General features: G+C 47.1%; 16 protein-coding genes. 14 read left to right on the top strand and 2 right to left on the bottom strand.

Annotated features, from left to right (window positions below; translation table 11 throughout):
- The first annotated feature begins 19 nt into the window (after window positions 1–19).
- Window positions 20–2,212 (top strand): alpha-galactosidase, encoded by a 2,193-nt coding sequence (locus tag AB4Z50_RS06405; protein WP_441877047.1) that lies wholly within the window; start codon window positions 20–22, stop codon window positions 2,210–2,212.
- A gap of 187 nt (window positions 2,213–2,399) precedes the next feature.
- Here the strand turns inward: AB4Z50_RS06405 and AB4Z50_RS06400 are convergent, their stop codons facing one another.
- Window positions 2,400–2,696, bottom strand: a complete 297-nt coding sequence (locus AB4Z50_RS06400) for a hypothetical protein (RefSeq protein ID WP_441877044.1) — start codon at window positions 2,694–2,696, stop codon at window positions 2,400–2,402.
- 348 nt (window positions 2,697–3,044) lie between these two features.
- Between AB4Z50_RS06400 and AB4Z50_RS06395 the strand changes: the two genes are divergently transcribed.
- From AB4Z50_RS06395 to AB4Z50_RS06350, 10 genes are all read left to right on the top strand, one after another.
- A complete protein-coding gene (locus tag AB4Z50_RS06395) occupies window positions 3,045–3,854 on the top strand; it encodes a MerR family transcriptional regulator (RefSeq protein WP_441877041.1) in 810 nt (269 codons plus the stop codon).
- Window positions 3,844–5,613, top strand: coding sequence for an ABC transporter ATP-binding protein (locus AB4Z50_RS06390; RefSeq protein ID WP_441877038.1), 1,770 nt, complete (start codon window positions 3,844–3,846; stop codon window positions 5,611–5,613). The genes AB4Z50_RS06395 and AB4Z50_RS06390 overlap by 11 nt, the downstream gene beginning before the upstream one ends.
- A 450-nt stretch (window positions 5,614–6,063) precedes the next feature.
- On the top strand, window positions 6,064–6,915 hold the full coding sequence (locus AB4Z50_RS06385; protein WP_441877035.1) for an SDR family oxidoreductase: 852 nt from the start codon (window positions 6,064–6,066) through the stop codon (window positions 6,913–6,915).
- A 146-nt stretch (window positions 6,916–7,061) separates the two neighbouring features.
- Window positions 7,062–7,901: an STM4015 family protein gene (locus tag AB4Z50_RS06380; protein ID WP_179089872.1), complete on the top strand. Its 840-nt coding sequence runs from the start codon at window positions 7,062–7,064 to the stop codon at window positions 7,899–7,901.
- Entirely contained in the window at window positions 7,901–9,127 is a 1,227-nt protein-coding gene (locus AB4Z50_RS06375; protein WP_441877032.1) for an STM4014 family protein, read from the top strand. Before AB4Z50_RS06380 ends, AB4Z50_RS06375 begins: the two co-directional genes overlap by 1 nt.
- A 6-nt stretch (window positions 9,128–9,133) precedes the next feature.
- Entirely contained in the window at window positions 9,134–9,919 is a 786-nt protein-coding gene (locus tag AB4Z50_RS06370) for an STM4013/SEN3800 family hydrolase (RefSeq protein ID WP_441877029.1), read from the top strand.
- A 74-nt stretch (window positions 9,920–9,993) separates the two neighbouring features.
- The gene (locus tag AB4Z50_RS06365; RefSeq protein ID WP_441877574.1) at window positions 9,994–11,292 is read left to right on the top strand and encodes an STM4012 family radical SAM protein; all 1,299 of its coding nucleotides are present in this window, start codon (window positions 9,994–9,996) and stop codon (window positions 11,290–11,292) included.
- The gene (locus tag AB4Z50_RS06360) at window positions 11,289–12,176 is read left to right on the top strand and encodes an STM4011 family radical SAM protein (protein WP_441877026.1); all 888 of its coding nucleotides are present in this window, start codon (window positions 11,289–11,291) and stop codon (window positions 12,174–12,176) included. Before AB4Z50_RS06365 ends, AB4Z50_RS06360 begins: the two co-directional genes overlap by 4 nt.
- 45 nt (window positions 12,177–12,221) lie before the next feature.
- Window positions 12,222–12,752 (top strand): type 1 glutamine amidotransferase domain-containing protein, encoded by a 531-nt coding sequence (locus tag AB4Z50_RS06355; protein ID WP_441877023.1) that lies wholly within the window; start codon window positions 12,222–12,224, stop codon window positions 12,750–12,752.
- 192 nt (window positions 12,753–12,944) lie between these two features.
- On the top strand, window positions 12,945–13,586 hold the full coding sequence (locus AB4Z50_RS06350; protein WP_339207406.1) for a hypothetical protein: 642 nt from the start codon (window positions 12,945–12,947) through the stop codon (window positions 13,584–13,586).
- 37 nt (window positions 13,587–13,623) lie between these two features.
- Here AB4Z50_RS06350 and AB4Z50_RS06345 read toward each other — a convergent pair whose 3' ends face one another.
- Entirely contained in the window at window positions 13,624–14,439 is an 816-nt protein-coding gene (locus AB4Z50_RS06345; RefSeq protein ID WP_441877020.1) for an alpha/beta fold hydrolase, read from the bottom strand.
- Between the two features lie 118 nt (window positions 14,440–14,557).
- On the opposite strand from AB4Z50_RS06345, the gene AB4Z50_RS06340 reads away from it, so the two are divergent.
- The 3 genes from AB4Z50_RS06340 (at window position 14,558) to AB4Z50_RS06330 (ending at window position 24,866) form a co-directional block, all read left to right on the top strand.
- Window positions 14,558–15,244 carry a M50 family metallopeptidase gene (locus tag AB4Z50_RS06340; protein WP_441877017.1) on the top strand — a complete coding sequence of 229 codons (687 nt, stop codon included), beginning with the start codon at window positions 14,558–14,560 and terminating at the stop codon, window positions 15,242–15,244.
- A gap of 22 nt (window positions 15,245–15,266) precedes the next feature.
- Complete coding sequence (locus tag AB4Z50_RS06335) at window positions 15,267–16,085, top strand: PPK2 family polyphosphate kinase (RefSeq protein ID WP_441877014.1); 819 nt, start codon at window positions 15,267–15,269, stop codon at window positions 16,083–16,085.
- Window positions 16,086–16,322: 237 nt separating this feature from the next.
- A complete protein-coding gene (locus AB4Z50_RS06330; RefSeq protein WP_441877011.1) occupies window positions 16,323–24,866 on the top strand; it encodes a cadherin-like beta sandwich domain-containing protein in 8,544 nt (2,847 codons plus the stop codon).
- Window positions 24,867–24,895: the final 29 nt, after the last annotated feature.

Here is a 24,895-nt window from a genome sequence, read left to right as displayed (position 1 = left end):
CTTTTAGGAGGTTATTATTTTGTCTATTCAATATGATCAACAGCTATCGGTATTCCACCTGCAAGCGAAGGATACAAGCTATGTTATCCATATTACGAAATCAGGTTATCCTGCACATGTCTATTGGGGCAAAAAAATTCGCGGCGTGCAGCTGGAGCGTTTATTTGAGCTTAAGGAGCGGGCTTCATTCACGCCTAGCACAGAGCTGGACCAATTGGAACTGTCGCTGGATACGCTTCCGCATGAGTATCCTGCATACGGCAACTCTGATTTCCGCATGCCTGCATTCCAGGTCAAGCTTCCAAATGGAACAACAGTAACGGATCTGCGCTTTGATTCGCACCGCATTGTGGATGGAAAGCCGGCGCTTGCTGGATTGCCTGCAACGTATATTGAGAACGACTCCGAAGCGCAAACGCTTGAAATCACGCTGAAAGATGATCTGACGGGCTTGTCCGTCATTTTGTCTTATACCGTATTTGAAAACTACGATGCGATTGCCCGTTCAGCTAGAATCGTCAACAACGGTACTGATACTTTGGATTTACAGCGCGCGTTCAGCATGAGCTTGGACTTTGCGCATGACAACTTTGAGATGCTGCAGCTCTCTGGTGCCTGGATTCGTGAGCGCCATATTCATAAGCGCAAGCTTGAGCCAGGTTTGCAATCGATCGAGAGCCGCAGAGGTTCAAGCAGCCATATGCAAAATCCGTTTGTCGCTTTGCTCTCTGAGGGTTCTACCGAGGATCACGGTGATGTATACGGTGTAAACCTTGTGTACAGCGGTAATTTTACGGCTGGCGTCGAGGTGGATCAATTCCATGCAGCTAGGTTATTCATTGGCATTAACCCATTCGACTTTAATTGGCGATTGGAGCCGGGCGAGGAGTTCCAAACGCCAGAGGCGGTAATGGTTCACTCTGAGCATGGCCTCGGCGGCATGTCACGCAGCTTCCATGATTTGTACCGTGCTCGCTTAATTCGCGGCACGTTCCGTGATCAAACACGTCCGATACTCGTCAACAACTGGGAAGCGACGTATTTTAACTTTAATGCGGACAAAATCGAAGATATTGCGCGTGCCGGCAAGGAGCTTGGCATCGAGCTGTTCGTACTGGATGATGGTTGGTTCGGCAAACGCGACAACGACACAACTTCGCTCGGGGATTGGTTTGTTGACCCGAAAAAGCTGCCAAACGGTTTAGAGGATTTGGTTAGCCGCGTGAAGCGTCTAGATATGCAATTCGGCCTATGGTTCGAGCCGGAAATGATTTCGCCTGAGAGCGAGCTGTACAAAGCTCATCCAGATTGGTGCTTGCATATCGACGGCCGCAGACGGACACAAGCGAGAAATCAACTCATTTTAGATTTGTCACGCGCGGACGTTCAACAATATATCGTTAAGTCGATATCGGATATTCTTTCAAGTGCGCCGATTACGTACGTGAAATGGGATATGAATCGCAATATGACAGAGATCGGTTCAGCACTTCTGCCTGCCGAGCGTCAACGCGAGACTGCTCATCGCTATATGCTGGGTCTTTATTCCGTGCTTGAGCAAATTACAACTGCTTTCCCTGATGTATTGTTCGAGAGCTGCTCCGGCGGCGGCGGCCGCTTCGATGCGGGCATGCTGTATTACATGCCGCAAACATGGACAAGCGACAACTCCGATGCGGTATCCCGCCTGAAAATTCAATACGGAACAAGCATCGTATACCCAGTAAGCGCGATGGGCGCTCACGTATCAGCCGTGCCTAACCATCAAGTGAACCGGATAACTTCTCTAGAAACAAGAGGAAATGTTGCGCTATCTGGAAACTTCGGTTATGAGCTTGATCTGACTCAATTTACGGAGGAAGAGAAGACGACCGTTAAGGAACAGGTTGCTCTTTATAAGGATGTAAGGCATCTTGTGCAATTCGGAGATTTCTATCGTCTGCTTAGCCCGTTTGAAGGAAATGAAACAGCGTGGATGTTCGTTTCCAAGGATAAAAAAGAAGCATTTGTAGTGTTCGTTACTGTTCTGCAAGAGCCAAATCTGAAGCTTAATCGCTTCTGCCTCAAAGGCCTTGATCCGAACCGCGATTACAAGCTGCTTGGTGAAGAAACGGTATATGGCGGCGATCAGCTGCTATATGCTGGACTTGCAACTCCGCAATTTTATGGCGATTATGCAAGCAAGGTATACCGATTCCTCGCCGTGGAGTAAACGATCTAAAATAAAGGGGTTATCTCAAAAGTGGATTTAATTACTTTTGAGGTAACCCCTGTTTTTTTTAGCTTAGGTGTGAATAAAAAAATAGCGATGCAGGGGTCGTCCCTGTACCGCTATTTATTCCTTGTTAAAAACGAGCAGACAGCTGCTCGGATTTTCACTTTTATTATGGATTATTGTACTAGCCGCTCATAGAAGATGAAGCTGCTGCAGCAATAAAAATAACGAAAATGATGATGTAAATAACGAGAATGATTGCTGCCCAAATTAAAGATGCTTTAAAATAGTTTTTCTTCGTTGGGTTGCCTTCACCAAACGCCCATACAAACATCATAATAACATTAACGATCGGAATGATTAAAATGAGTGTAGTGAGCATCCACTCTTTAATTGTAATGACAGGCGACATTTCCTGATTTTGTTGATGCCCGTATCCTGGTACACCGGGATTTACGGGGGGCTGCTGATAGTTATCCATTCTTTCTCTCCTCTGAGTTCATAGTGCTGTAACAATTTGGTCACAAATTGATTATATATAAATTCCCATAATTTACAACCCTTGAATTGAAGAAAATTGTTTTTTATTTATAAAATTTAGGGCTTGTATTCAATTATAGCGACAAAATAATAGATTAATTGAGAGAAAATAAATGATATTATCGATTATCAATTTGTGTTTTTACGGGCGGAAAGGATAGGATAAACCCCTTTTAAGCAGACATAAAGTAGACAATATATCCAAAAAATTATAAATTTCATCCTGTAAGCCACTTGCCCTTGACGTTACGTCAAGGGTTATACTCTGTTCAAGAGGGGGAATGAACAGATGAATAATAGTTCTTCTTATGCGATTGGCGCATTCGCGAAGCTGACAAAAGTTACTGAGCGAACGCTCCGTTATTACGATCGACAGGGACTGCTTAAGCCGTCCAGCCGAAACGCGCATGGGCATCGCTTTTATACGGATCAAGATTTAATTCAACTGCAAAAGATTTTAACGTTAAAATATTTGGATTTCTCATTAGAGGACATTTCTGCTTATTTGCAGCGTCCGGAGGAGGACTTGCAGCACTCATTAGCTTCGCAATATGAGATGCTTAAGAAAAAGCAGGCGCATTTGGAACGTGTAATAGACACCATTGGACGGATGCAGAAAATTTTGGAGGGAGCGGGCAAGGTCGACAGCAATTCATTGCTCGTGTTTATTCAACATATTCAGCATGAGCAGCAGCAGAAGGAATGGCTGTCAACGCAAATGCCGCCTTCTTTAGTAGATGCGATATTTATGGAGGGGATAGACTCGGAAATCAGATCGGCATTTGAAAGTAAAATAACGGTGTTCGCCATGGAGCTAAAGGAACTTTACAAGCAAGGAAAACAGCCTCTGGACGAAGAGGTGCTTGCTTGCGGACTGAGTCTTGTTGCGCTCTTAGAGGAGCTGCTGTCACCTGTCTTAGAGAGATTTAGTGAAGAGGAGCTTGCGCAATTAGAGGTGCTGAACGATCCAGCTCATTCCTTTGATCCTATTTTATTCCCAAATTTGTTTACGAAGGATGAAGAAGCCTTCTTAGCCGTTACTTTCGATCATCTTGAGGCATTGAAAATGTTGAAAGCAGGGATAACCGATGAAAAATAATGTTGAAGCAGATAGGCCGAAGGCAACCATTGGCGTTTCACAATTTTTCAAGCTGATCGCAAAGCATAGACCCGCTAAGTTTTTAATTATCGTTGCCGTTGTACTAGGACTTGGAGAGACGCTGCTCTCGCTGCTCATTCCTTTATTGACGAAAAATTTAGTCGAGGAGTTATCGCAATCGACCATCCAAACGATGACGTTTGTTGTGCTTGGAGCAGTGTTTCTAGTCCAGACCATTATGTCAGGTTTCTCGGTCTATACGATGTCCTATGTAGGTCAGTATGTTATTGCAGGCTTGCGACGTGAAGTATGGAACCGAGTGATAAAGCTGCCAGTACCGTTTTTTGATCGCAACAATTCCGGCGAGACGATGAGCCGTGTTACGAATGATACAAATGTGATCAAAGATTTTATCATCGGCCATGTAATATCGTTTTTTGGAGGAATTGTATCTATTATAGGCGGCGTCATTCTCCTGCTGCTGATTGATTGGAAGCTCACGCTGCTTATGCTGATTGCCGTTCCGGTAGCACTTCTTGTTCTATGGCCGCTAGGCACCAAAATGTTCACAGTATCCAAATCCATGCAGGATGAAACTGCATTATTTCAAGGCGATCTTGGCCGTGTGCTCTCCGATATTCGGCTTGTGAAGGCATCGCTTGCTGAGCCGGTAGAAAATCGTCAAGGCGACAAGCGAATCTCGCATTTGTTTACATTTGGCTTGCAGGAAGCCCGAATCATGTCAATCGTAACCCCTTTAATGATGACGGTGATGCTGCTCATACTTGTTATATTAATCGGTTATGGCGGTGTAAGGGTCGCACAGGGCACTTTAACGGGCGGAGAGCTGGTTGCTGTCATTTTGTATATGTTCCAAATTGTTATGCCGTTTACGCAGATGGCTTCGTTCTTCACGCAATTCCAGAAGGCGATGGGTGCTTCAGAACGTATTTTGGAGCTGCTAAATGAGAAGGAGGAGCAGTCCAGCCATGAGATTGCGGCAGCAGTCCTTCACGAGAAAGACCATCATTCCTTTATTAAATTTGAACAGGTAAGCTTCGGATATTCGGAGGATCGGCCGCTGCTTCATTCGCTCTCGTTTCAAGTGGAGCAGGGACAAGTAACGGCGTTTGTAGGCCCGAGCGGCACAGGCAAGACAACGCTGTTCTCGCTGCTGGAACGGTTCTATAATCCAACCGAGGGCGCCATAACGTATGGCGGGGAACAGATCGCGTCCATGGCGCTGGAAGATTGGCGAAAGCGGATTGCTTATGTTTCACAAGATAGCCCGATGATGCAAGGCTCGATTCGTCACAATCTTACTTATGGGCTGGAGGATGTGAGCGAGGCGAAAATCAGGGAAGCTGTCGATCAAGCGAATTTGACAACTTTTATCGATTCGCTTCCTGAAGGTTATGACACGGAGGTTGGAGAAAGAGGCGTTAAGCTTTCGGGAGGCCAGCGTCAACGGCTGGCGATTGCCCGGGCTATTTTGCGAAATCCTGATATACTGCTGCTGGATGAAGCGACGGCTCACCTCGACAGCGATTCGGAAATGCAAGTACAAGAAGCGCTTCAGGGTCTTATGACGGCAAGAACGACATTAGTCATTGCCCATCGACTTTCAACGATTCGTGGAGCCGACCAAATCATTGTGCTTGAGAAAGGTGAAATTTCGGGTCAGGGTACCCATGCAGAGCTGCTCGAGAACCATGAATTATATGCTAAGCTCGTACAGCAGCAGTTTAGTGTTGAGTAGTTAGGTTAGGATCGACTAATGGGGCTGTCTAAAAAATTACTTTTGGAACAGTTCCTATTTTGTTTTTTAATGGAGCTTAGGCATAACGAAGCTTTCCCCCTATCAAAAAATTGGCTTACGAATCAAATAGTTCTTATTTAAACCATTCGTAATGGATTAAGATGGTAACGAACGCTATAATCGTTATTTTGAGAAAAGTAGCACATAACACTCTATTAAGAATGCAATAACGTTAATATGATTCATTAAAATGAAAGAGATGTGGTTATCTGCATAATAAGCTTAAAACAGTTCGTTAGAGTAATGATCTTGGGATCTAATGCGCTGCCTGGCGAGTAAAATAAATGAGTCTCGTTATTTTTCAAGTTTTCCAACATCCATGTCCAAATAAGCTATACTCAATACAACATGTTATTGTATACCATTCCTAGGAATTGAGGTGGCTTAAGGATGGCTAATGTAGCAGAAGTAACCAATCGACCTATTGCATTGATTACGGGAGCATCCAGTGGGTTTGGGCTTTTGACTTCGATTCGCTTAGCGCAAGAGTGCTACTTTGTAATCGCAACAATGAGGGACATCGGGAAGAAGGAAGACGTGCTTGCAAAAGCAAAAGAGAACGGCGTACTAGATCATATTGCAATAATGAGGCTTGATATTACCGATTCTGGCAACATAGTGGAAGTCATCGGGCAGGTAATGGAGCGCTGGGGCAGAATCGATGTGCTCGTAAATAATGCGGGTTATGCCGTAATGGGCGTCGTTGAGGAAATACCGATGGTGGATTGGCGTGCTCAATTTGATACGAATTTCTTTGGTACCGTTGCTGTTACGAAAGCGGTTCTGCCACATATGCGAGTTCGCAGCCAAGGCAAAATTATTAATGTCAGCAGCGGAGCAGGCATTCTTGGTTTTTCCAACACGGGTGCGTATTCGGCCTCGAAATTTGCATTAGAGGGCTTTAGTGAAGCGCTGCGCCTAGAGCTGCTGCCATTTTCCATCCCGGTCGTACTCGTAGAACCCGGTACTTACGATACTGGCATTGCAGCAAAGCATGTGTTTCGTGCGGAACAAAACTCCCCTTACAGCAAAATGATTGAGCGCTTTAATCAATTCAATAAAAAGTCGGAGAAAAATGCGCCTAATCCGATTCAGGTTGCGAACACGATCGTGAAAATTTGCCAATCCCACCGTCCGAAGCTTCGTTATGTGTGCGGAAATGATGCGAAGATGATTTTTGTTATGAAAAAGCTGTTCCCTTGGCGACTCATCGAATTTGTACTTCGCAAAGCACTGCACTAAATTCAAATAGCTGAGAGCGCTGTTTTCTGCGCTGCTCGGCTTTATTTTTATGAAGCCAAGACAGATAAGACCCTGAGACCATTGACGCATCGAAAAAGTCCATGTTACTCTAACTTCACATGGAAACTATTGGAGGGATCATCTTGATTGAAATTCGCTTATCGGTAGGTTATGACGAGTATGAAGAAGGCGTAAGGATGTCTGAACTGATTGAGAAATTGGCATCTAGCGCAGATGGCGAGAAGCTGTCTATACTAACGATTGGCGATTGGGGTCAGGCGTATGAGAATTCTCCGGACAGCTTCTTGGAATCATTGATCAGCCACAAAGATTCTTTTCCTAATTTAACGAAATTATTTATTGGAGATATGGGTTTTGAGGAATGTGAGGTTTCCTGGATTAATCAGACGAACCTTTCACCGCTGCTTGCGGCATTCCCGAATTTGCAGTCATTGTCGATCAAGGGCAGCCAAGAGTTAAGCTTGCAGCCTCTTGTACACGAGAAGCTGCAAGAGCTCGTTATTATTTGCGGAGGGCTTCCGAAGTCTGTACTAGAGGAAATAACGAGTGCAAAGCTGCCTGAGCTGAAGAAGCTTGAGCTTTATCTGGGCGTAGATGATTACGGTTTTGACGGCGGAATAGAGGATGTCATGCCGCTGTTGCAAGGTGATCTGTTTCCAAAGCTTACATACTTAGGCTTGAAGGATAGTGAAATTCAGGACGAAATCGCAATTGCGATCGCGGATGCGCCGATTTTGGACCAGTTGGAAATACTTGATCTCTCTTACGGCACGTTATCCGATGAAGGCGGCAAGGCACTGCTTGCAAGCGAGCGTGTGAAGAAGCTGAAGCATCTTAACCTGAGCTACCACTATATGTCGGATGAGCTGCTGCTTCGCTGGAAGCAAGCAGGCCTGTCAGTAGATGTGACGGACCAGCAGGAAACGGATGAAGATGATTGGCGTTATCCGTTCCTTACCGAATAATGGATCATTTTAAAAACGACGGCGTTGCCGAAGCTCCTTATTTGCTCATCGGAAATCCGTCAAACAAACGAACATTCGGCTTGCAGGCAGCAAGAAGGAAGCAGGGGCTCGCTCCTGCTGTTGTGCTCTCCTATGAGCAGTTGCTCAAGCGAACCGTGTTTATTCAAGATATTTTGCGAGAATATGCTGGTGCGGATAAGGTCATTATTCGGCTTGATGCGCCAGGTGAGGATCAAGCCGTTGAACGACAGTTGATCGCATGGGGTGCGGCTGACCGAAGCGGCGATGACTTATTCTGGTCAGCGGGCTCTCTGCCGCACAATATTTCGATATCCGCGGAGGAAGCGCAGCAGCTGCCGCTGGAGCAAGGACGAATCTATTATCCAGCACAGTGGTACCGCGGGTACTGCCGATTTCTTGCTGCTATGCATACAGAGGTTAAAGCATCAGGCGTTTCCGCAAGCTGGGTAAACTCGCCGGGAAGCGTAGCTAATATGTTCGACAAAAGAAGCTGCTGGCAGCTGCTCACACGCCATGGACTCATCATGCCGGCTCTTCCAGCTCCTACAGGAAGCATAAAAAATTACGATGAGCTGCAAGCGGCGATTGCTGCAAGCGGCATAAGGCGTCTGTTTATTAAGCTTGCTTGCGGATCGGGCGCTTCTGGTGTTATTGCCTATCAAATCAATCCTCGTACAGGCGATGAACTTGCTATCACGACCATCGGCATAGAAGAACGGGCCCGCGGCATTTGCTATTTCAACGAAGGCAAGCTGCGGCGTTACCGGGAACGCTCAGACATTCGGCGAATGGTCGATTGGGTATGCCGGGAAGGCGCACATATTGAACGATGGATTGAGAAGGAAAGCTTCGAGAGCAAGTCGTTTGATGTACGGCAGCTTGTTGTGGATGGTAAGGCTTGTCATACGGTACTCCGTTTAAGCAGCACTCCAATTACGAATCTTCATCTGCGCAACGAACGGAGGATGGATGTCGATCAGCTGCTATCTGCAGAAGTAATGGCAGCGGTGCAGCGGACAGCTGAATCCGCGCTCCGAGCTTTTCCCGGCTGCTCTGCGGCAGGCGTTGATGTGCTCGTTCAAAGAGGAAGCGGCATGACCTATCCGATAGACATCAATCCTTTTGGTGATTTGCTGTACGGCGCCGAGTATGAGGGAATGAACACCTATGAATGGCAAATGCAGCAGCTGCTTAGAGGGGAATAGATACGAATGCTAGATATGAACCAAATTGTAGGTTCTCACGATATACTCATGATTACGCTTGATACGCTGCGTTATGACGCTGCGAAGCTTGAGGAAAAGAATTGCCCGAACCTTTGCGGAAGTGGAGGCTGGGAGAAGAGGCATTCGCCGGGCAGCTTTACTTATGCTGCCCATCATGCTTTTTTTGGCGGTTTTTTGCCTACTCCTGCAAATACGGACAAAGCTTCTCATATTAGATTGTTTCATACAAAAAATACGGGGCTTAAGACGCACCCTCATACATGGTTATTTGACGCTCCGGATCTTGTATCCGGCTTGCAGGAGGCGGGCTACCGAACAATCAGCATCGGAGGCGTCATTTTTTTTACGAAAAAGAATAAGCTAGCCAAGGTTCTGCCTAGTTATTTTCAAGAAAGCTATTGGCGGATGACATTCGGGGTAACGAATCCGCGTTCGACGGAGCATCAAGTGAATCACGCGCTTAAGCTGCTGGAGAAAGCGGACCCTGCTGAGAAGCTGTTTCTGTTCATGAATATATCTGCCATGCATGGACCTAATCATTATTTTGTAGATGGCGCCAAACGGGATTCCGTGGAAACACAGCGTGCCGCGCTTCGTTATGTTGATAGTCAGCTTGCCCCATTGTTTGAAGCCATGCGGCGCAGAGGAAAAACATTATGTCTCGCGTTTTCCGATCATGGGACAGCTTACGGCGAGGATGGCTATGAAGGGCATCGGCTTGCCCATGAGGTTGTCTGGAATGTGCCGTATCGCGAATTTATTTTGGAATAAGGAGGAGAAGCAGCTTGCAAAAATCATCTTCGCTACCATCTTTTCCGGAGCTTAAGGAGCAGGAGCAGCGCTGGATGGGGGCTCCTTACCGTTCCTATTTGTATTCCTATCCCCATAAGACAGCTTACCGAGATTTGCATCCCGCGCAGTCGCTGAAGGAGATGTGGGAGCGGGATCAAACCGATTATTATTTTTTGTATATGCATATTCCTTTTTGTGGTGCTCGCTGCGGCTTCTGCAATTTGTTCACGCTGCCGGATCGTCGTTTAGACGTACATGAGCAGTATATTGATGCCATGCAGCGGCAGGCGGAGCAGTGGGCGCCTTGGTTTAAAGGCAAAACATTTTCGCGATTTGCGATTGGCGGAGGAACGCCAACCTTGCTTGCGGCTCCCCAGTTGAACCGTTTATTCGATATTGCTGAGAATACAATGGGCCTTGATCCGATGAAAGCATCGATATCGGTTGAGACGTCGCCGGAAACGGTAACGGCTGACCGCATGCGCGTTCTTAAAGATCGGCATGTTGATCGGATCAGCATGGGTGTTCAAAGCTTCGTTGAAGAGGAAGCAGCAGCAATCTATCGTCCGCAGAAGCCGCGGCTTGCGGAAGAGGCGCTGGAGACGTTGATGTCCTATTCGTTTCCACTCGTGAATGTCGATCTTATTTACGGTTTGCCAAAGCAAACCGCGGAAACATGGATTTATTCACTGGAGAAGGCGATCAGCTATGCGCCTGGCGAAATATTTATATATCCGCTATATACACGTGAGAACACCATTATTAAGCCAGAACAGATGCGCAGCGCAGGAGAGGATATTCGACTGGAGCTGTACCATATTGCGCGGCAGCGTCTGGAAGCGGCAGGCTATAAGCAGTTTTCGATGAGGCGTTTCGCTCGAGATACATCGTTTGATCATAAAACCGTGCTGCCCTTCAGCTGTCAGGAGGAAGGCATGGCAGGGCTTGGCTGTGGAGCACGCTCTTACACCCGTGATGTCCATTATGCATCGCGTTACGGCGTGAGCGCAGCGGCAACGCGCAGCATTATTGAACAATATGTTGCTGCCGAGCGTTATGATACGGCCGATTACGGCTTTATTCTGAATGAAGCGGAGCAGAAGCGCAGGTTTATATTGAAAGCTTTGCTGCACCGCGAGGGGCTCAGCTTACACACGTATGAGGAGCGATTCAAGAGTGATGCGCTAGCCGATCATCCTGATTTGCAGACACTGATCCGTTTGGAGCTGGCGGAGCTTCAGGAGGGTACTCTTCGCCTGACGACACAAGGCATGGCTTATTCGGATGCGATTGGCGACGAGTTTATTTCGAGCGATGTAAGGGAGCTTATGAACGGGTACGTCGTGCGATGAAGGCGGTGCTCTATTACCGCGGCGCGTTGTCATCATGCAATTATGACTGCCCTTATTGCCCATTCAGCAAAACAAAGGACAGCAAAGCGACGCTTGCGAAGGATAAGCAGCAGCTTCATGCCTTTATGGACTGGGTTCGGGAGCAAGGCGGCTCTGGACATCAGCTCTCGATTTTTTTCAATCCTTATGGCGAAGCGCTCGTACATCGGTGGTATCGTGAGGCGATGATCGAGCTGTCCCATATGCCGCATATCGAGAAGGTAGCTGTCCAGACCAATTTATCCGTCAAGCTTGATTGGACGAACGACATCGACCGGAGCAAGGCAGCCTTTTGGGTTACCTATCATCCTGGACAAACGAGCCATGCTGCTTTCCTAAGCCAGTGCATGAAGCTGTATGAGCAGAGAATTCCTTTTAGTGTCGGATCCGTTGGGATACGCTCGGCTTTCGGCGCGATTAAGCAGCTGYGGCAGCTGCTGCCAGAGGACGTGTACCTGTGGGTCAACGCCTTCAAGGATCAGAAAAATTATTATTCAGAGAATGATATTGTTTATTTAACCGAAATTGATCCGCATTTCCAGCTGAATGTTCCCGATTACGATAGTTTAGGCAAACCATGCGGCGCGGGCTCACATGTGTTTTATGTGCAGGGGGCTGGCATTGTCAAACGCTGCTATAACGATCGCAAGGTTATCGGCCATCTCTATCGTGACGGACTTGAGGGTCTAGCATCTGAGCGTCCTTGCACGATGAAGAAATGCGGGTGCTACATTGGCTATATTCATATGCCAGAACTGAAGCTTGGCGAGGTTTACGGTGATCGTCTGCTAGAACGTATTCCGTCAGGTTATACGCAGCAGCTTGCTTCAAATTCATCGAAATAGGGTAAAGTAAATCATGGCTTGAATCATGAGAGGAGTGTGCAACATATGACACCACTAAAAAAGGTAGCATTTCTGCTAGCTGACGACTTCGAAGATTCCGAAATGAAAAATCCCTATGATGAAATGGCAAAGAACGGTCACGACGCCGTTATTATTAGCTTAAAGAGCAACGACGAATTAAAAGGAAAACAGGGGACCATTGCGTATACCTCGCATTTGTCCATTGAAGAAGCTGATGCAGATGACTACGCTGCTATCATTATTCCGGGCGGAAAATCACCGTCTCATCTTATGGACAATGCGGATGTGCAGGCGTTCGTTCAAAAGGCAGATCAAGCTGGCACAACTATTGCGGCAATATGCCACGGTCCGCAAATTTTGGAGGCAGCTGGCCTGCTGAAGGGACGCACTTTAACAGCCTATCCTGCTTTATCCGCAGAAATTGAAGCAGCCGGCGGGACTTTTGTCGATAAAGAAGTTGTCGTTGATCGCAACTTTGTTACGTCTCGAACGCCAGAGGACGAGCCTGCTTTCATTCGGGAGACACTTGTAAAGCTTGGCGTAAACGCTTGGTAGTTTGAAATGGCTTTCGCTTTTATAGCGAAAGCGCAAGCAGGCAGGACTGTCTCACTAGATCGAAGCGGATCTGGGACAGTCCTTTTTTGTATCACATTACATATTTTGCTGGAGCGAACTTGGTCATCGCAATGCAAGTAGGGTATACTTTTTAGTATATATACGTTTAGTAAGGAAGGAGAGCATGCTTGAATGCCACACATGAAGCAGGGTGAACATACAGATCAAGCAAACCGCCCCCTTATTCAACGGCCTTCCACAGTGAGCAGGACAAGCCTTATTGATAACGGCATGACCGTTTTGCAGCAATGGGGAGCAGACCATATTTGCAAAGTTTGTATAGCTAACAGCGGATCATGCTGCCGCGATTGCCGTCATTTGCTCGATGGTGTAGGCTGTCAATTGCGAAATACCAGCTGTACAGCATGGTTATGCGGTTTTCATAAATATTTATTGTTTGAGGTTGAACAGTTAGAAGAGTGGAACCTGTTTTGGGATGATGTTCCCGGTCAGGCATTTCGTGAGGACTCTACACCTGAGCAGGTCATAATTGATAAATCATTAACGATTCAACAGCAAACAATGGAGCATCTTGGCGAAGCGCTTGCTGCAGATTTACAGGAGATGGAACGCTCGCATATTGCGATCGGCATTATCCTTACGCTTCGGGAGAAGCTGGATAAAAATATTGATCAGTTTATGCTGGAAGACAAGGATCATAAGCGGAAGCTGAGGATCAAACGGAAAATAAAAGTTCTTTCAAGCGATTTCCAGCGCTTTCACCATTTATTGAATAAGTACAAGATAGAGCTAGCTGAGCTCCATAACATGTAGAAAAAGGAGCCGATTAATCCGGCTCCTTTTCTGCTTTTTATTTCAAAAATTCGAGCAGCTCCTCATTGAATCTAGTTGGTTCGTCGAAGAGCATGCCATGGCCGCTTTGCTCGAACGTAACGAGCGTAGAGCCGTCAATGCCGCTAAGCAGCTGCTTGGCGAATTCTGGTGGACATATTTGATCCAGATTGCCTTGGAAAATCGTCGTTGCAGCTTTGATTTGCAGCACATCCTTCCGCAAGTCCTCATCGCGCAGCGACTCGAACGTATGGATTGACCCCCACGCGGATGCCTCTAAGCCGAGCAGCTGCAGCCAATCTTTGAATGGCTGACTGATGGCGTTTGGCTCTTGATCGGCTAGAAATTTCTCGCCGAAATCACGGAGCAGCTGCGGACGGTCTTTTTTGATTGCAGCTATTTGATCATTCGCTTCCTCTTGTGTCATGCCATGCGGGTAATTTTCACGTTGCGTGAATGAGGGAGCTGCTGCGCCTAGAAGCGCGAGCTTGCGAACGCCGTAACCGCCATGGCGCGCCATATAGCGGACGGCAATTGCTCCTCCTACCGAGAAACCAACGAGATAGGCTTGATCCAGTTTCAAATAATCAATAACAGCCTTTACGTCATCTGCTAGCCGATCGTAGCTATAGCCAGCTGCGGGAGCACTGGATTTGCCGAAGCCGCGTTGATCGATCCCAATACAGCGATAACCTTGCTCGGATAGCAGGGTGAACTGAGCTTCAAACATTTTGTGGTTCAGCGGCCAGCCATGCAAGAAGATAACGGGGCTACCGGAGCCTATATCCTCAACATAAAGTTTAACTTTTTTCTCCACCTCAATATAATGTCCCATCATATCTCTCCTCTCGCGTCTATACTTTTACTTACCCGTATTAGCATCTTTTGAAAAATAAATCTTTTTCATACGTAAGAAGAGTTAGAATAGCGGTATATGACTTGGAGGCTAAAGCATGTTTTCTTGGTTGCGAATGACGGCTATTATTATCGTTACTGCTTTTTTAACTAGGTTCATTCCGTTCTCGGCTTTTTTTCAAAATGTGAATACATTAGTCCACGAGCTTGCCCACGCGCTTGCAGCTTTGCTGCTTAAGGGAAGCGTCTTGCATATTTATTTGTACGCTGACCAAAGCGGAGTGACTTATACCTCGTACACGGACAGCTGGATGCTAATCCCGATTGCGCTTGCCGGCTATTCGGGCTCAGCTTTGTTCTCGCTGCTGCTTTTCTTTCTATATGCAAAAGGAAAAGCTCGTTTTGGACTCGCGATCGTTGCGATAGCAGCTGGAGTGGCGCTCGCGCTTTTTGTTCGAAATGATTACGGCATGGCTTGGAGCGCGGGTTTCCTAGCATTGACGGTTCTTATTTATTTTGCTGCTCCTCGCTGGCTCAGAGACTTTTATTATTTGCTGATCGCTTTTATTTGTTTAGTGGAATCCATTATTAGTCCATTTGTGTTGCTCTATCTTGCGATTACGGAGCCCGCATCAGCTGGGGATGCGGCTGGTTTAAGCGACGTAACCGGTGTACCTGCCTTTGTGTGGTCCGCTTTGTTCTGCTTCTTCTCGCTCTGGTGTGCCAAAATAGCGACCAGCTGCTTGTTTAGGAGAGGCGCTGGTGGGATACTAATAAGTAAATAAACACTGGAGAGGCTGTGAGCAAATGTCCAAAAGCTACAAATTGCCCGAGAAGAAAAAGGTGGATCTGAAGGACATCGATCCGAAGGATACGGGGCGCTTTTCGAATAAAGAAGAGGTCGTTCAGGCAGTGAAGGAGCTTGAGCTTGAGCTGCAGCAGCTGCAAGAAAAACTTGCCGCGAGCAAAGAGCATGCCGTGCTGTTTGTGTTTCAAGGCATGGATTGCAGCGGCAAGGATGGTGTAATCAAAAAAGTATTTGCCGGACTTCATCCGCAGGGCATTTCTGCCCATAGCTTTAAGACGCCAACAGAGGAGGAAGCGCGGCATGATTTTTTATGGAGAGCACATGTAGCCGTGCCTGCCCTTGGCCAGATAGCTGTATTTAACCGTTCGTACTATGAGGAAGTTTTGATCACGCGAATCCATGGTACGGTTAAGAGCGAGGAAGCGAAGGAGCGGTTTAAGCACATCAATCATTTTGAAGCTCTTTTAGCCGACAGCGGGGTGAAAGTGGTCAAAATCTTTTTACACATATCGAAGCAGTTCCAACTGGAGAAGCTAATAAGCCGTATTGAAGATCCGAAAAAAAATTGGAAGTTCGACCCGTCCGACTTAAAGGAGCGCAAGTCTTGGAAGCAGTACAGCGAGCTTTACGAGGAGCTGTTTGAAAAATGCAGCAAAGCGGCGCCATGGTATGTCGTCCCCTCTGATAATCGCTGGTATCGCAATTATGCGGTGCTTCGAATCGCGGTGGATGCGCTGCGGAGCCTTGATTTGAAAGATCCGGCAGCAAGACCTGAGCTCGAGCCCTTTTTGGAGGAGCTTAAGAAAGAAGAAGCATAGCTTGCAGATGATTGATAAAGAATGGCAGTCCAACACATGGCTTCATGTGCGGGGCTGCCTTTTTTGTGTTTATAAGATGTAGGCTGCCTTTTGATCCTCAAGGAAGCTTTCCTATTTATCTTGTTATCGAGAGCGAGAAACATGTCGAAATATGTTTAGAACATGTCCAGAGCCAACTACTATAATGGTATTTATTGCTATATCAACGATGATAGAAGACTCAGGAGGGATTTTTTTATGATACATAAACCATTTGTCAGAGTAGTCAGCATGCTGCTCGCAGTGGTGCTGCTTACATCTATTTATCCTGTATATCCAAGCAGATCGGGGCAGCAAATATTCGCTCAGGAATCGGCTGACACAGAGGTGGAAGAGCCTACAGTAACAAGCTCCTCCTACGATCTAGCGTCTTTGGCTGTTGCTGGAGCTACTGATAAGTTCTCCGATTATGGATGGGAGAAGATAGAATCGAACATTAAGCCTAGCCCGCGTATGGGGGCTGCTATGGCATTTGATGAAAAGAATGGAAAGGTCATCATGTTCGGGGGCGAAGGCACTTCCGGGCTGCTGAAGGATAACTTCCTGTGGGACGGCGAAACCAAGCAATGGCAAAAGCTCGCTGACTCGAGTGTGCCAAGTGGCCTTGTTGCCCGCAAAGGAGCGGCAATAACCTATGATCCTAACCTAGAGCGCGTCGTGATGTTCGGAGGCGAGGGTGCTTCAGGCGTCTTGAACGATATTTGGGTGTGGCATGGTGAGGTATTGCAGTGGAAACCATTGTTAATCCCAGCTCCATCGGCACGTGCTGGCGCTCAGTTAGCCTATGATGGACAAAACTTGGTGCTGTTTGGCGGTTATACGTTGTCTGCATCTACTAAAAGCAGATTAGCGGATACTTGGATTTTTAACGGAACGAGCTGGGAACAGCGGACACCTGCCCAAAGCCCTCCGGCCACTTATTCGGGCTCGATGGCTTATGACGGGCAGCATGCCGTGCTTTATGGAGGTAATATTGGTGATGAAATTCGCGGAACAGCCTATCAAATCAATTCCAATACGCTATGGGCATGGGACGGAACGACTTGGAATGACAGCGCTCCAAAGGTTGAAGCGCAGGACTGGGGCCGCTGGGGGCAAGCGATGGCCTACGATGGACGGAGAGTCGTCTTCTACGGTGGAGAGTTCGATTGGATTAACCCGAGCAATAGTGCGGTTACGCCAAACAAAAAACGGCCTATCGCGAATTCGCAGGATGATCAAGGGAAGAAGGCTGCTTTCGGCTGGGATGGGAGTGCTTGGTCGGTATGGTCTGGCAAAAGCAAAGGACCGGGCGGCGGCATAGAAGGCGGTCCAGGCTCAGGCAGCTTTATGAGCATGGCGTATGATGGCTATAACTTTGTCGTATTCGGCGGAAACCATGAATGGGGAGGACTAACGAATGAGACGTTTACATTCGGCAATCCTTTGCCTACCTTGCCGATCGTGAGCATAACGGGTTCACCAACGATATTGATGGACAAGAACAACAAAGCGAATGATCTAGCAAGGTTCTCTGCTAATGTGAAAGGCAAAGCGCTTAGCGAAATTGGGATAGAATACCGTGAAGTGGGTCAAACCACATGGCAGAAGAAGGCGCATTTGCCGGCTGAGGCTGGTGCGGTCACCATTGATCTTAATGGCTTGAAGTGGCAGGTCGACTACGAAGCACGCGTGTATGCGACAAATGTTGTGGGGACGGCATACAGCGCAGTTTCTACGTTTAAGTTTTTTGAGGACCCGGCTATGGTGGTTCCAGACCTGCGTTATGACCGAGCTTCACCATCGGTGCTGCATACGAAGGATAAGAAGAGGCTGGTTGTCGTCGGAGAGGGCATCACCAATTTGTGGAGAAAGCCAGCTTCTAATATTCATTATTCACTTAAAAGCCAAGGCGGACAGTTGTATCCGTTGACGCCAAACGTTCGCAATAATCAGGAGCTAGAGCTGACTTGGACGGATGAATTGCCGGATGGCAAATATGATTTGGAACTAAATCACGATTTTTACGATGATTTTGTTCTCTCAAGCGCTTTGCTTATTACTTCAACCGGCGTATATGAGCCGCGCGATTATAATGAAATTATCATTCCTAGTACAGATTCGGACAATGAAGATATTAGTCAAATGGCTATTAGAGGACCGTTCACGGAGAATCCCTCGGAGCTTGGTATATTTAAGCTAAACAACATGAATCAAGTGGTCATGCTGAATGAATATATTAAATTTAAAGGAACGAGCCTGACGATTGATAAGACGGGTGTAGATACGTATGTAACGGGTGTCGGACGGCTTTATGTTGAAAAAGCTGGCATTATGTATACGCTGTTCCTTGGCTCCTTTGAGTTTAATTCAGCCGAGTTCGTTATCGAGCTTGCTGGTGATATGCAATCTGATTATTTGAGCTTGAATTTGCCGATTACATTGAAGAAAATTACTTTTATAGCTGGCGGGGTAAGGCTCGGCGGGGATATTAAAGTAGATTTCAGTGCAGGAACGACCAAAATTAAAGGCGAATCGGAGATTGAAGCGTTAGAGTTCAAGCGCGAACGGTTCGATTTTGCTGGTAAATTCAGTATTGCAGGCGAGTTTGAGGCAGGTCCGCTCGAGGGTGCTGAGCTAAACTTCCGGCTTGATACACGCATTCCGCTCTATGGTGCGGGAGGATCCTTCGATTTGCGCAAGCAGAAGGTTGGATTTGAAGCAGATATTCAGTTCAAACGCGGGAAGCTTGATGCGCTTAGCTTTGGCGTTCGCCGCAAAATCAAGCTTGGCTCGACGGGGGCACAGCTCACTCGTCTTGGCGGCGGGTTTTCAAATCTAGCGAGCCAGAGCGAAGTACCGTTTACGTTGAAAGCGTTTGGCGGTGCATCAGATGTCATTGCGCCTGAGATCAAAGGCTACAATATGGTGAACGGCAACAATTTGAGCGTAGGATTATCGCGTTATCATTTTGAAGCATCCGGAGAGCTGGCTGTTTACTGGGTTCCGGTTGCGAATTTGGATTTTCTGACGATTTGGAATGCAGCGGGCTTTAAAGAGTACAGCAGTGCAGGCTTCCGATTGGATGCGAACTTGAATCTAGTAGACGTTGTGGTCGGTCAGCTGTTCGCTCAATATTTTGCGAAAAGCGGTTACGCAGGTTTTGTTAGTGCACGCATAAAAATACCGAACTGGGTGTCGGTTATTGGCGGCAAAAGCTTTGGCGGCATTGATGTCGGCGTAAACAATCGTGAGATCTTTGGATCGGTTGGTTCAGGCTGGTTCGGTGGTTCTGCCAAATATATGTTTGCTCCGAACAGCTTCGACTTCAGTCTTGGCGCGAGCAAAGATATGAAGAGAGAAATTGAGAGAATGAAAAAAAATATGGTTAAGCCGCCGAGCGCTCGCTCGATGCCGCTGCTAAGCAGCAGTGCTTTGCTGTTCACAAGCGCATTCGCGGATACTTCTTTTACACCACTTACAAATCCTTTGCTCACAGAGGATAAAGGTTACATGCTGAAGCTTCAGAAGGATGTGCTGCAGCAGGGTGAGATAGGCGTAGATACGGCTGCAAGCGGACGTATTTTATTGGGACAGTTTACGGCTGCATTGCGTGAGAATTCACCGCAAGCCAGCTTTACGAAGCAGGATCAGATTCAATACACATTGCAGGCAGATCATAGCTTCAAAGCGCTGCTAGTGCTGGATGGCAAGCAGGAAGATCTTTCAATCATTCGTCCGGATGAAAGCGTGGCATCGCTCAAGTTCCCTGAGACGGAAAAGGCTGGTAATGGTGCTATTTCTGCCGTATATCGTGAAGATGAGGATAAAACGTATATCCGTTTACAACTAACAGCGAATGAAGATTGGAAGCTGGTTGCATCGCACTCTTTGCAAGTGGAGTTGTACGAGCTTACATTCCTAAATGAATCGCTCAGTCTTACTGAGCTAGCAGCACGTTGGGCTGCTGCACCTGAATTGAAGCTAACAGCAATAGCTATGATGGAGGGCGGTTTGAAGCTGGTAGAGCTTGACCAGCCTAAAGGCGCTGTGAAATTGTACAAGCCAGATGGCCGTGAATATGGTCTGGAATCGGATTCGCTTAAATCAGGCTGGAATCATTTTGTCGATCCACTAAGCGGTAAGCTTTATCTGTTGATCGATGTAGCTCAGCCGGGAGAATGGCTGCTTGAAGCAGGACAGAAAACGCCGGCTAAGGTATTTGCTCTTGGAGAGCATACCACGATTGGGGAGCTGAAAGACTGGATAACAAGCGGTGAGCTTCGTACTGAAGTCAACCTAAAAAGCGGTCAGACCTTGCTTGAAATCGATCAGGCGGATGAGACAGCCGTGCTGTATCGTCCAGATGGCTCGCCATATCCGCTGCAAGCGGATCGCAGCGAATCAAACTGGAATGCTTATTATGAGGCTGATAAACAAAAATGGACGATTTTGGTGCAAGTAGCGGAAGAGGAAGCGGGGCTTTGGACCGTTCGCGGCAAACAATTCGTGACCATACGTGCCTTCCGCAGTGATGAGCAATACGACAGCTTAATTCCGTTTTTCTCAAATGGAACAGCAGAGTATACGACGAGTTTGCAAATCGATAAGCCAGGCCGATATATGTTTATGTTAACGGGTGGTTCTCGCGATACCCAAATTATTGCACCGGATAACAAAGCCATTCCGGTTGTTTTTGAGGACGAGAATGCCAAAAATTACAATGCGGTGCTGCAAGCAGCAATTGCCAAGGAAGATGAGGAAGCGGATAAATACGGCGATATGACTTTTACCTCGAATCTGCCTTTTGTTGCAGATGCAGATATGCTTTATGTCGCTGCTGATATTGAACAAACAGGAAAATGGGAAATTCGCTCCTCTCTGCCTATTCAAGCAAGCATGTATGAGCTCGATCCTGTAACTGAAATTAGCGAATTTAGTGCAGATCCAGAGACAGAAGGCACTAATCGCTTCAAAGTAAAATGGAACGTGGACCATGCCAAGCAGGGAACCAAAGTAAGCTTAATGGTAACCGATCAGTCCAATAAGGCAATCGGGCCGGTTATTTTGAAGGATCTTCCTGCATCAGGCATTCAAACGATTGACATTCCGGATGAATTTATGCCGGGTCAATACTGGTTGTCTATGGTGGCGGAAGGTGAAGAAATTGCACCGCTGTTTGCGGTAACGTCTGAGCCTGTACAGTTGACTGCTAAAGTCATGCTGCCTCAGCCGAAGCAACTTGCGATTACTTCAACTGGAAACGGCGAGCTTACACTGCGTTTTCCTTCCATTAAGGCCGAGGGACTAGAATATTACCAGTTGACGGTCAGCTATAAGGATGATGAAGGAAAAACTGTAACGGATACATTCGGAGCAGATCCTATGGCCGGAGATTGGCAGGACGTTATTATATCCGGGTACAAGCCGGAGCACAGCTACACCATCAATGCGATGGCGGTTGGCGAGCAAAATGGCAAAGTTGTTGTTAGTCCAGTGTCAGCTAATGTGGAGGCGTTTTTGCCTAATCCGAAACGGGCAAAGCTTAACGTTGCTTTTAATACTTTTGGTGCTAAGCAGAAAACAAGCACCTACAAAAGTTATGATGAGCAAGAGGAGATTATGGTTAACACAGCTGCGGAAAAGGTTAGTGTAGAGCTGACTAGCGATCAAGCAGCAAAGCTTAATCTTTACGTAAATGGGGAATTGTTGCAGTCCAAGGATTCCGAAGCCAATGCGGTCGCATCGTTCAATCTGAATGAATTGCTGCTAGGCAAAGAAACGAATGAGCCGCTAGAGCAGCTTGATTATACGATTGAAATTGAAGCAATTAACGAGCGCGGCGATTACAGCTCTGATTATAGGAAATTGTACGTAGATCGTACGGAGCCATTCTTGTATGTAGCAGGCAAGAAGAACGAGGATTTTGTTCGTGAGCCTCTCAATGGGCAGGTCGTATATGGCAGCCGTATACCTATGGTTGGTCAAACGGAAATAGGCGCTTTGCTGACCGTTGACGGACGAGCTGTTCCAGTTAACGCAGAAGGGGAATTTAATTATTTTGCTCCGATTATGTGGGATGAAACTGGCCTTCATACTGTAATCGTCGAAGTGGAAGATGAAGTCGGCAATCGAGTCGAATATCGATTTGATGTGGTGCAGGGAACAGAGACCGAGGAGCAGTCCAAGGTGAAACCTTCTGATCTGGCAGCGCTAGAGCTGGACAAGGGGGTTCTATCCCAGCCTTTCCATCCGGATATGACGGGCAAATATGAGACGGTAATAGAAGAAGGCAAGGTTCGATTATATGCTGTTGCTGCTGCAATAGATTCTGTTGTAACAGTGAACAATGTGCCGTTGAACGCGGAGGGTTACGCAGAGCTTGAGGCTCCGATTGGCAATGGCGTAACTACAGCGCAGGTGAAGGTATCAGGAGTAGATACAAGTGAAAAGACATACGTCATTGAAGTGAGAAGCAAGCCGTCGGATGTCGCTGTTCTGAAGAGCCTCACGATGCGGGCAGGGACAGAGGAGCTGCTGACAGAACCAGCATTCAATGGTGCTGATACCGCTTATAGCGTGTATGTCGAAAATAATACGAATGCGGTAAGCGTTGCGGCTGAAGCTTATAAGCAAGGATCTACGATTCGTGTAAATGGCGAGCAGATTGGCGAAGCTGGGATTTCTGTGCCAGTACAGGTGGGAGAGACCCATGTAGCCATACAGGTTATCGCGCCAAATGGGCAAGAGAATAGAACCTATAACGTTAAGGTTATTCGTGCGAAGGATAGCAATGCACAATTGAAGGAGCTAACGGTAAGCGGAGGAGTGCTAACGAGAGATTTTGCTGGGAATGAGATGGATTACCAGATCATAGCGCCTTCCGATTCTGCGGCTCTTAGCATCGCTGTAGAAGCAGCTAGTCCGAGTGCAGTCATTCGTATAGCAAATGGCGAAGTTGACCTCGGCAGCGGAGGAACGCATGTGGTTCCATTGCGCACCGGAATTCAGCCTGTTCAATTAGAAGTAACGGCAGAGGATGGCACTGTGGCAACTTATAAGCTCGCTGTCATCAAGCAGTCAGCTTCTGCAGCAACAGCGCCATCTTTAACAGAGCTATCTCTCTCTGGATTAGACTTGCTGCCGGAATTCTCTGTGAGCAGGCTCAGCTATAAGCTGAAGTCAGAGATCGAAGACGCGAATGTGACTGTGCTTGCCAACACCTCAAGTTCTGATGCTATTTTGACCATAAATGGTAGGCCGGTTGAAAAAGGCGTGCATCAGACTGTAAGTTTAAAGGTGGGTACAAATCTAATTGTGATTGGAGTCGAGTCTGCTGACCGCAGCAGTTCAAGGCAATATTCGATTGAAATCGTTCGTAAACCAACGTATGCAACGCCGGATCGATTAGCGACTGTCGCATCTGGGGATTCAAATGCTGCAATAGCAAATGTAACCATTACTAGAACGGTTGCTAGAGATGGCAGCAAAATAGATACGGTTAATATTCCGCTTGCTAAGGCGGAGGAAATTGTTGCACAGATGAAATTGCAGAAGCAGAATGCGGCTCGCATCGTTATTACGAATTTGCTTAATAATCCGAGCGATGAGATCAAGCTGAATGTTCCGTCAAAAGCAGTTGCCGCTTTAGCCGAGAGCGGAATTAGTCTTGTCATCTCAACGCCAACAGCAGAATTGACGTTATCGCCAGAGACGATTCGTCATATCAAGGAAGCGGGTATTGACCTTTATCTCCGCTTTGTACCGATTCGCGAACAAGCGAAGCAAAATCAAATTTATGACAGGCTGCTTGGCGAAGAGAAGCTTAAGAAGCAGTTGGGCGGCAGGGATGCTGAACTGCTAGGCCAACCTACTGCAATTGAGACGAACTATAAGGATAGTGTTACTCGCATCGTACTGCCGATAGCTGGTCTTGAGATTGCAAAGGACAGTGCAGCTGCGAAGGAGCTTGAGGCTCAATTAGCGGTTTACATTGAGCACAGCGATGGAGAAAAGGTGCTCCAGCCAGGAACACTTCAATATGATGCAAAAGGAATCGTGAATGGTATGGCATTTGATGTTGCTAAATTCAGCAATTTTGCTGTCGTTCGGCTTACGAAGGACAAACTTTATGAGCCTTATGTAACGGGGTATCCGGATGGAACCTTCCGTCCAAGTAAAACGATTACTCGTGCGGAGCTTGCAGTCATACTTGCCAAAGAGCTTAAGAAAAACGCCAGCCTGCTGGAAGAAACGGCGCCTAATCCTAATGAAACAGAGCTGACAGAGTTTAGCGATGTCGTCTCCGATCACTGGGCAAAAGAAGCGATTACGCTGTTGAAAAATCATGGTATTATGAATGGTGACGAGCAAGGCAAATTTAGACCGGGCGACGGAGTCTCTCGTTCAGAAATAGCGGTTATCGCGGCTCGTTGGAACAAGCTGTCCCTAAGCGGTACTGCCAAGGCGGATTTTACAGACTTAACGGGACACTGGGCAACAAATGAAGTTGCTGCTGTTGCAGAGGCAGGGTTTATGAAGGGATATCCGGATCATACCTTCCGTCCGAATGGTTTGCTGCTTCGCGGAGAAGCGGTTCGTGTACTCAACGCAATCTTCAACCGTCCAGTGCCGCAGGAAACTGTTAGCTCTAGCTGGCCGGATGTCGCGCCAAAACACTGGGCTATGTTAGATATTGAAGCCGCTTCTAGATATGTGCAGAAGCTGCCAGATGGACAAGTTCGAGTCGTAAAAACGAAGTAAAACTAAGTCATACCGATAGCAGAAGGCTC

Origin of the sequence: Paenibacillus sp. 2TAB26 (assembly GCF_052115145.1) — a bacterium.
Lineage (GTDB): Bacteria > Bacillota > Bacilli > Paenibacillales > Paenibacillaceae > Pristimantibacillus.
Note: the sequence above shows the minus strand (reverse complement) of the source record. Positions and strands in the feature narration are given on the sequence as shown.

Coding starts and splice junctions, on each gene's coding strand:
- AB4Z50_RS06375 (WP_441877032.1), top strand. CDS start 7,901: ATGGATCATTTTAAAAACGACGGCGTTGCCGAAGCTCCTTATTTGCTC.
- AB4Z50_RS06395 (WP_441877041.1), top strand. CDS start 3,045: ATGAATAATAGTTCTTCTTATGCGATTGGCGCATTCGCGAAGCTGACA.
- AB4Z50_RS06385 (WP_441877035.1), top strand. CDS start 6,064: ATGGCTAATGTAGCAGAAGTAACCAATCGACCTATTGCATTGATTACG.
- AB4Z50_RS06370 (WP_441877029.1), top strand. CDS start 9,134: ATGCTAGATATGAACCAAATTGTAGGTTCTCACGATATACTCATGATT.
- AB4Z50_RS06390 (WP_441877038.1), top strand. CDS start 3,844: ATGAAAAATAATGTTGAAGCAGATAGGCCGAAGGCAACCATTGGCGTT.
- AB4Z50_RS06350 (WP_339207406.1), top strand. CDS start 12,945: ATGCCACACATGAAGCAGGGTGAACATACAGATCAAGCAAACCGCCCC.
- AB4Z50_RS06355 (WP_441877023.1), top strand. CDS start 12,222: ATGACACCACTAAAAAAGGTAGCATTTCTGCTAGCTGACGACTTCGAA.
- AB4Z50_RS06365 (WP_441877574.1), top strand. CDS start 9,994: ATGGGGGCTCCTTACCGTTCCTATTTGTATTCCTATCCCCATAAGACA.
- AB4Z50_RS06400 (WP_441877044.1), bottom strand. CDS start 2,696: ATGGATAACTATCAGCAGCCCCCCGTAAATCCCGGTGTACCAGGATAC.
- AB4Z50_RS06330 (WP_441877011.1), top strand. CDS start 16,323: ATGATACATAAACCATTTGTCAGAGTAGTCAGCATGCTGCTCGCAGTG.
- AB4Z50_RS06340 (WP_441877017.1), top strand. CDS start 14,558: ATGTTTTCTTGGTTGCGAATGACGGCTATTATTATCGTTACTGCTTTT.
- AB4Z50_RS06345 (WP_441877020.1), bottom strand. CDS start 14,439: ATGGGACATTATATTGAGGTGGAGAAAAAAGTTAAACTTTATGTTGAG.
- AB4Z50_RS06335 (WP_441877014.1), top strand. CDS start 15,267: ATGTCCAAAAGCTACAAATTGCCCGAGAAGAAAAAGGTGGATCTGAAG.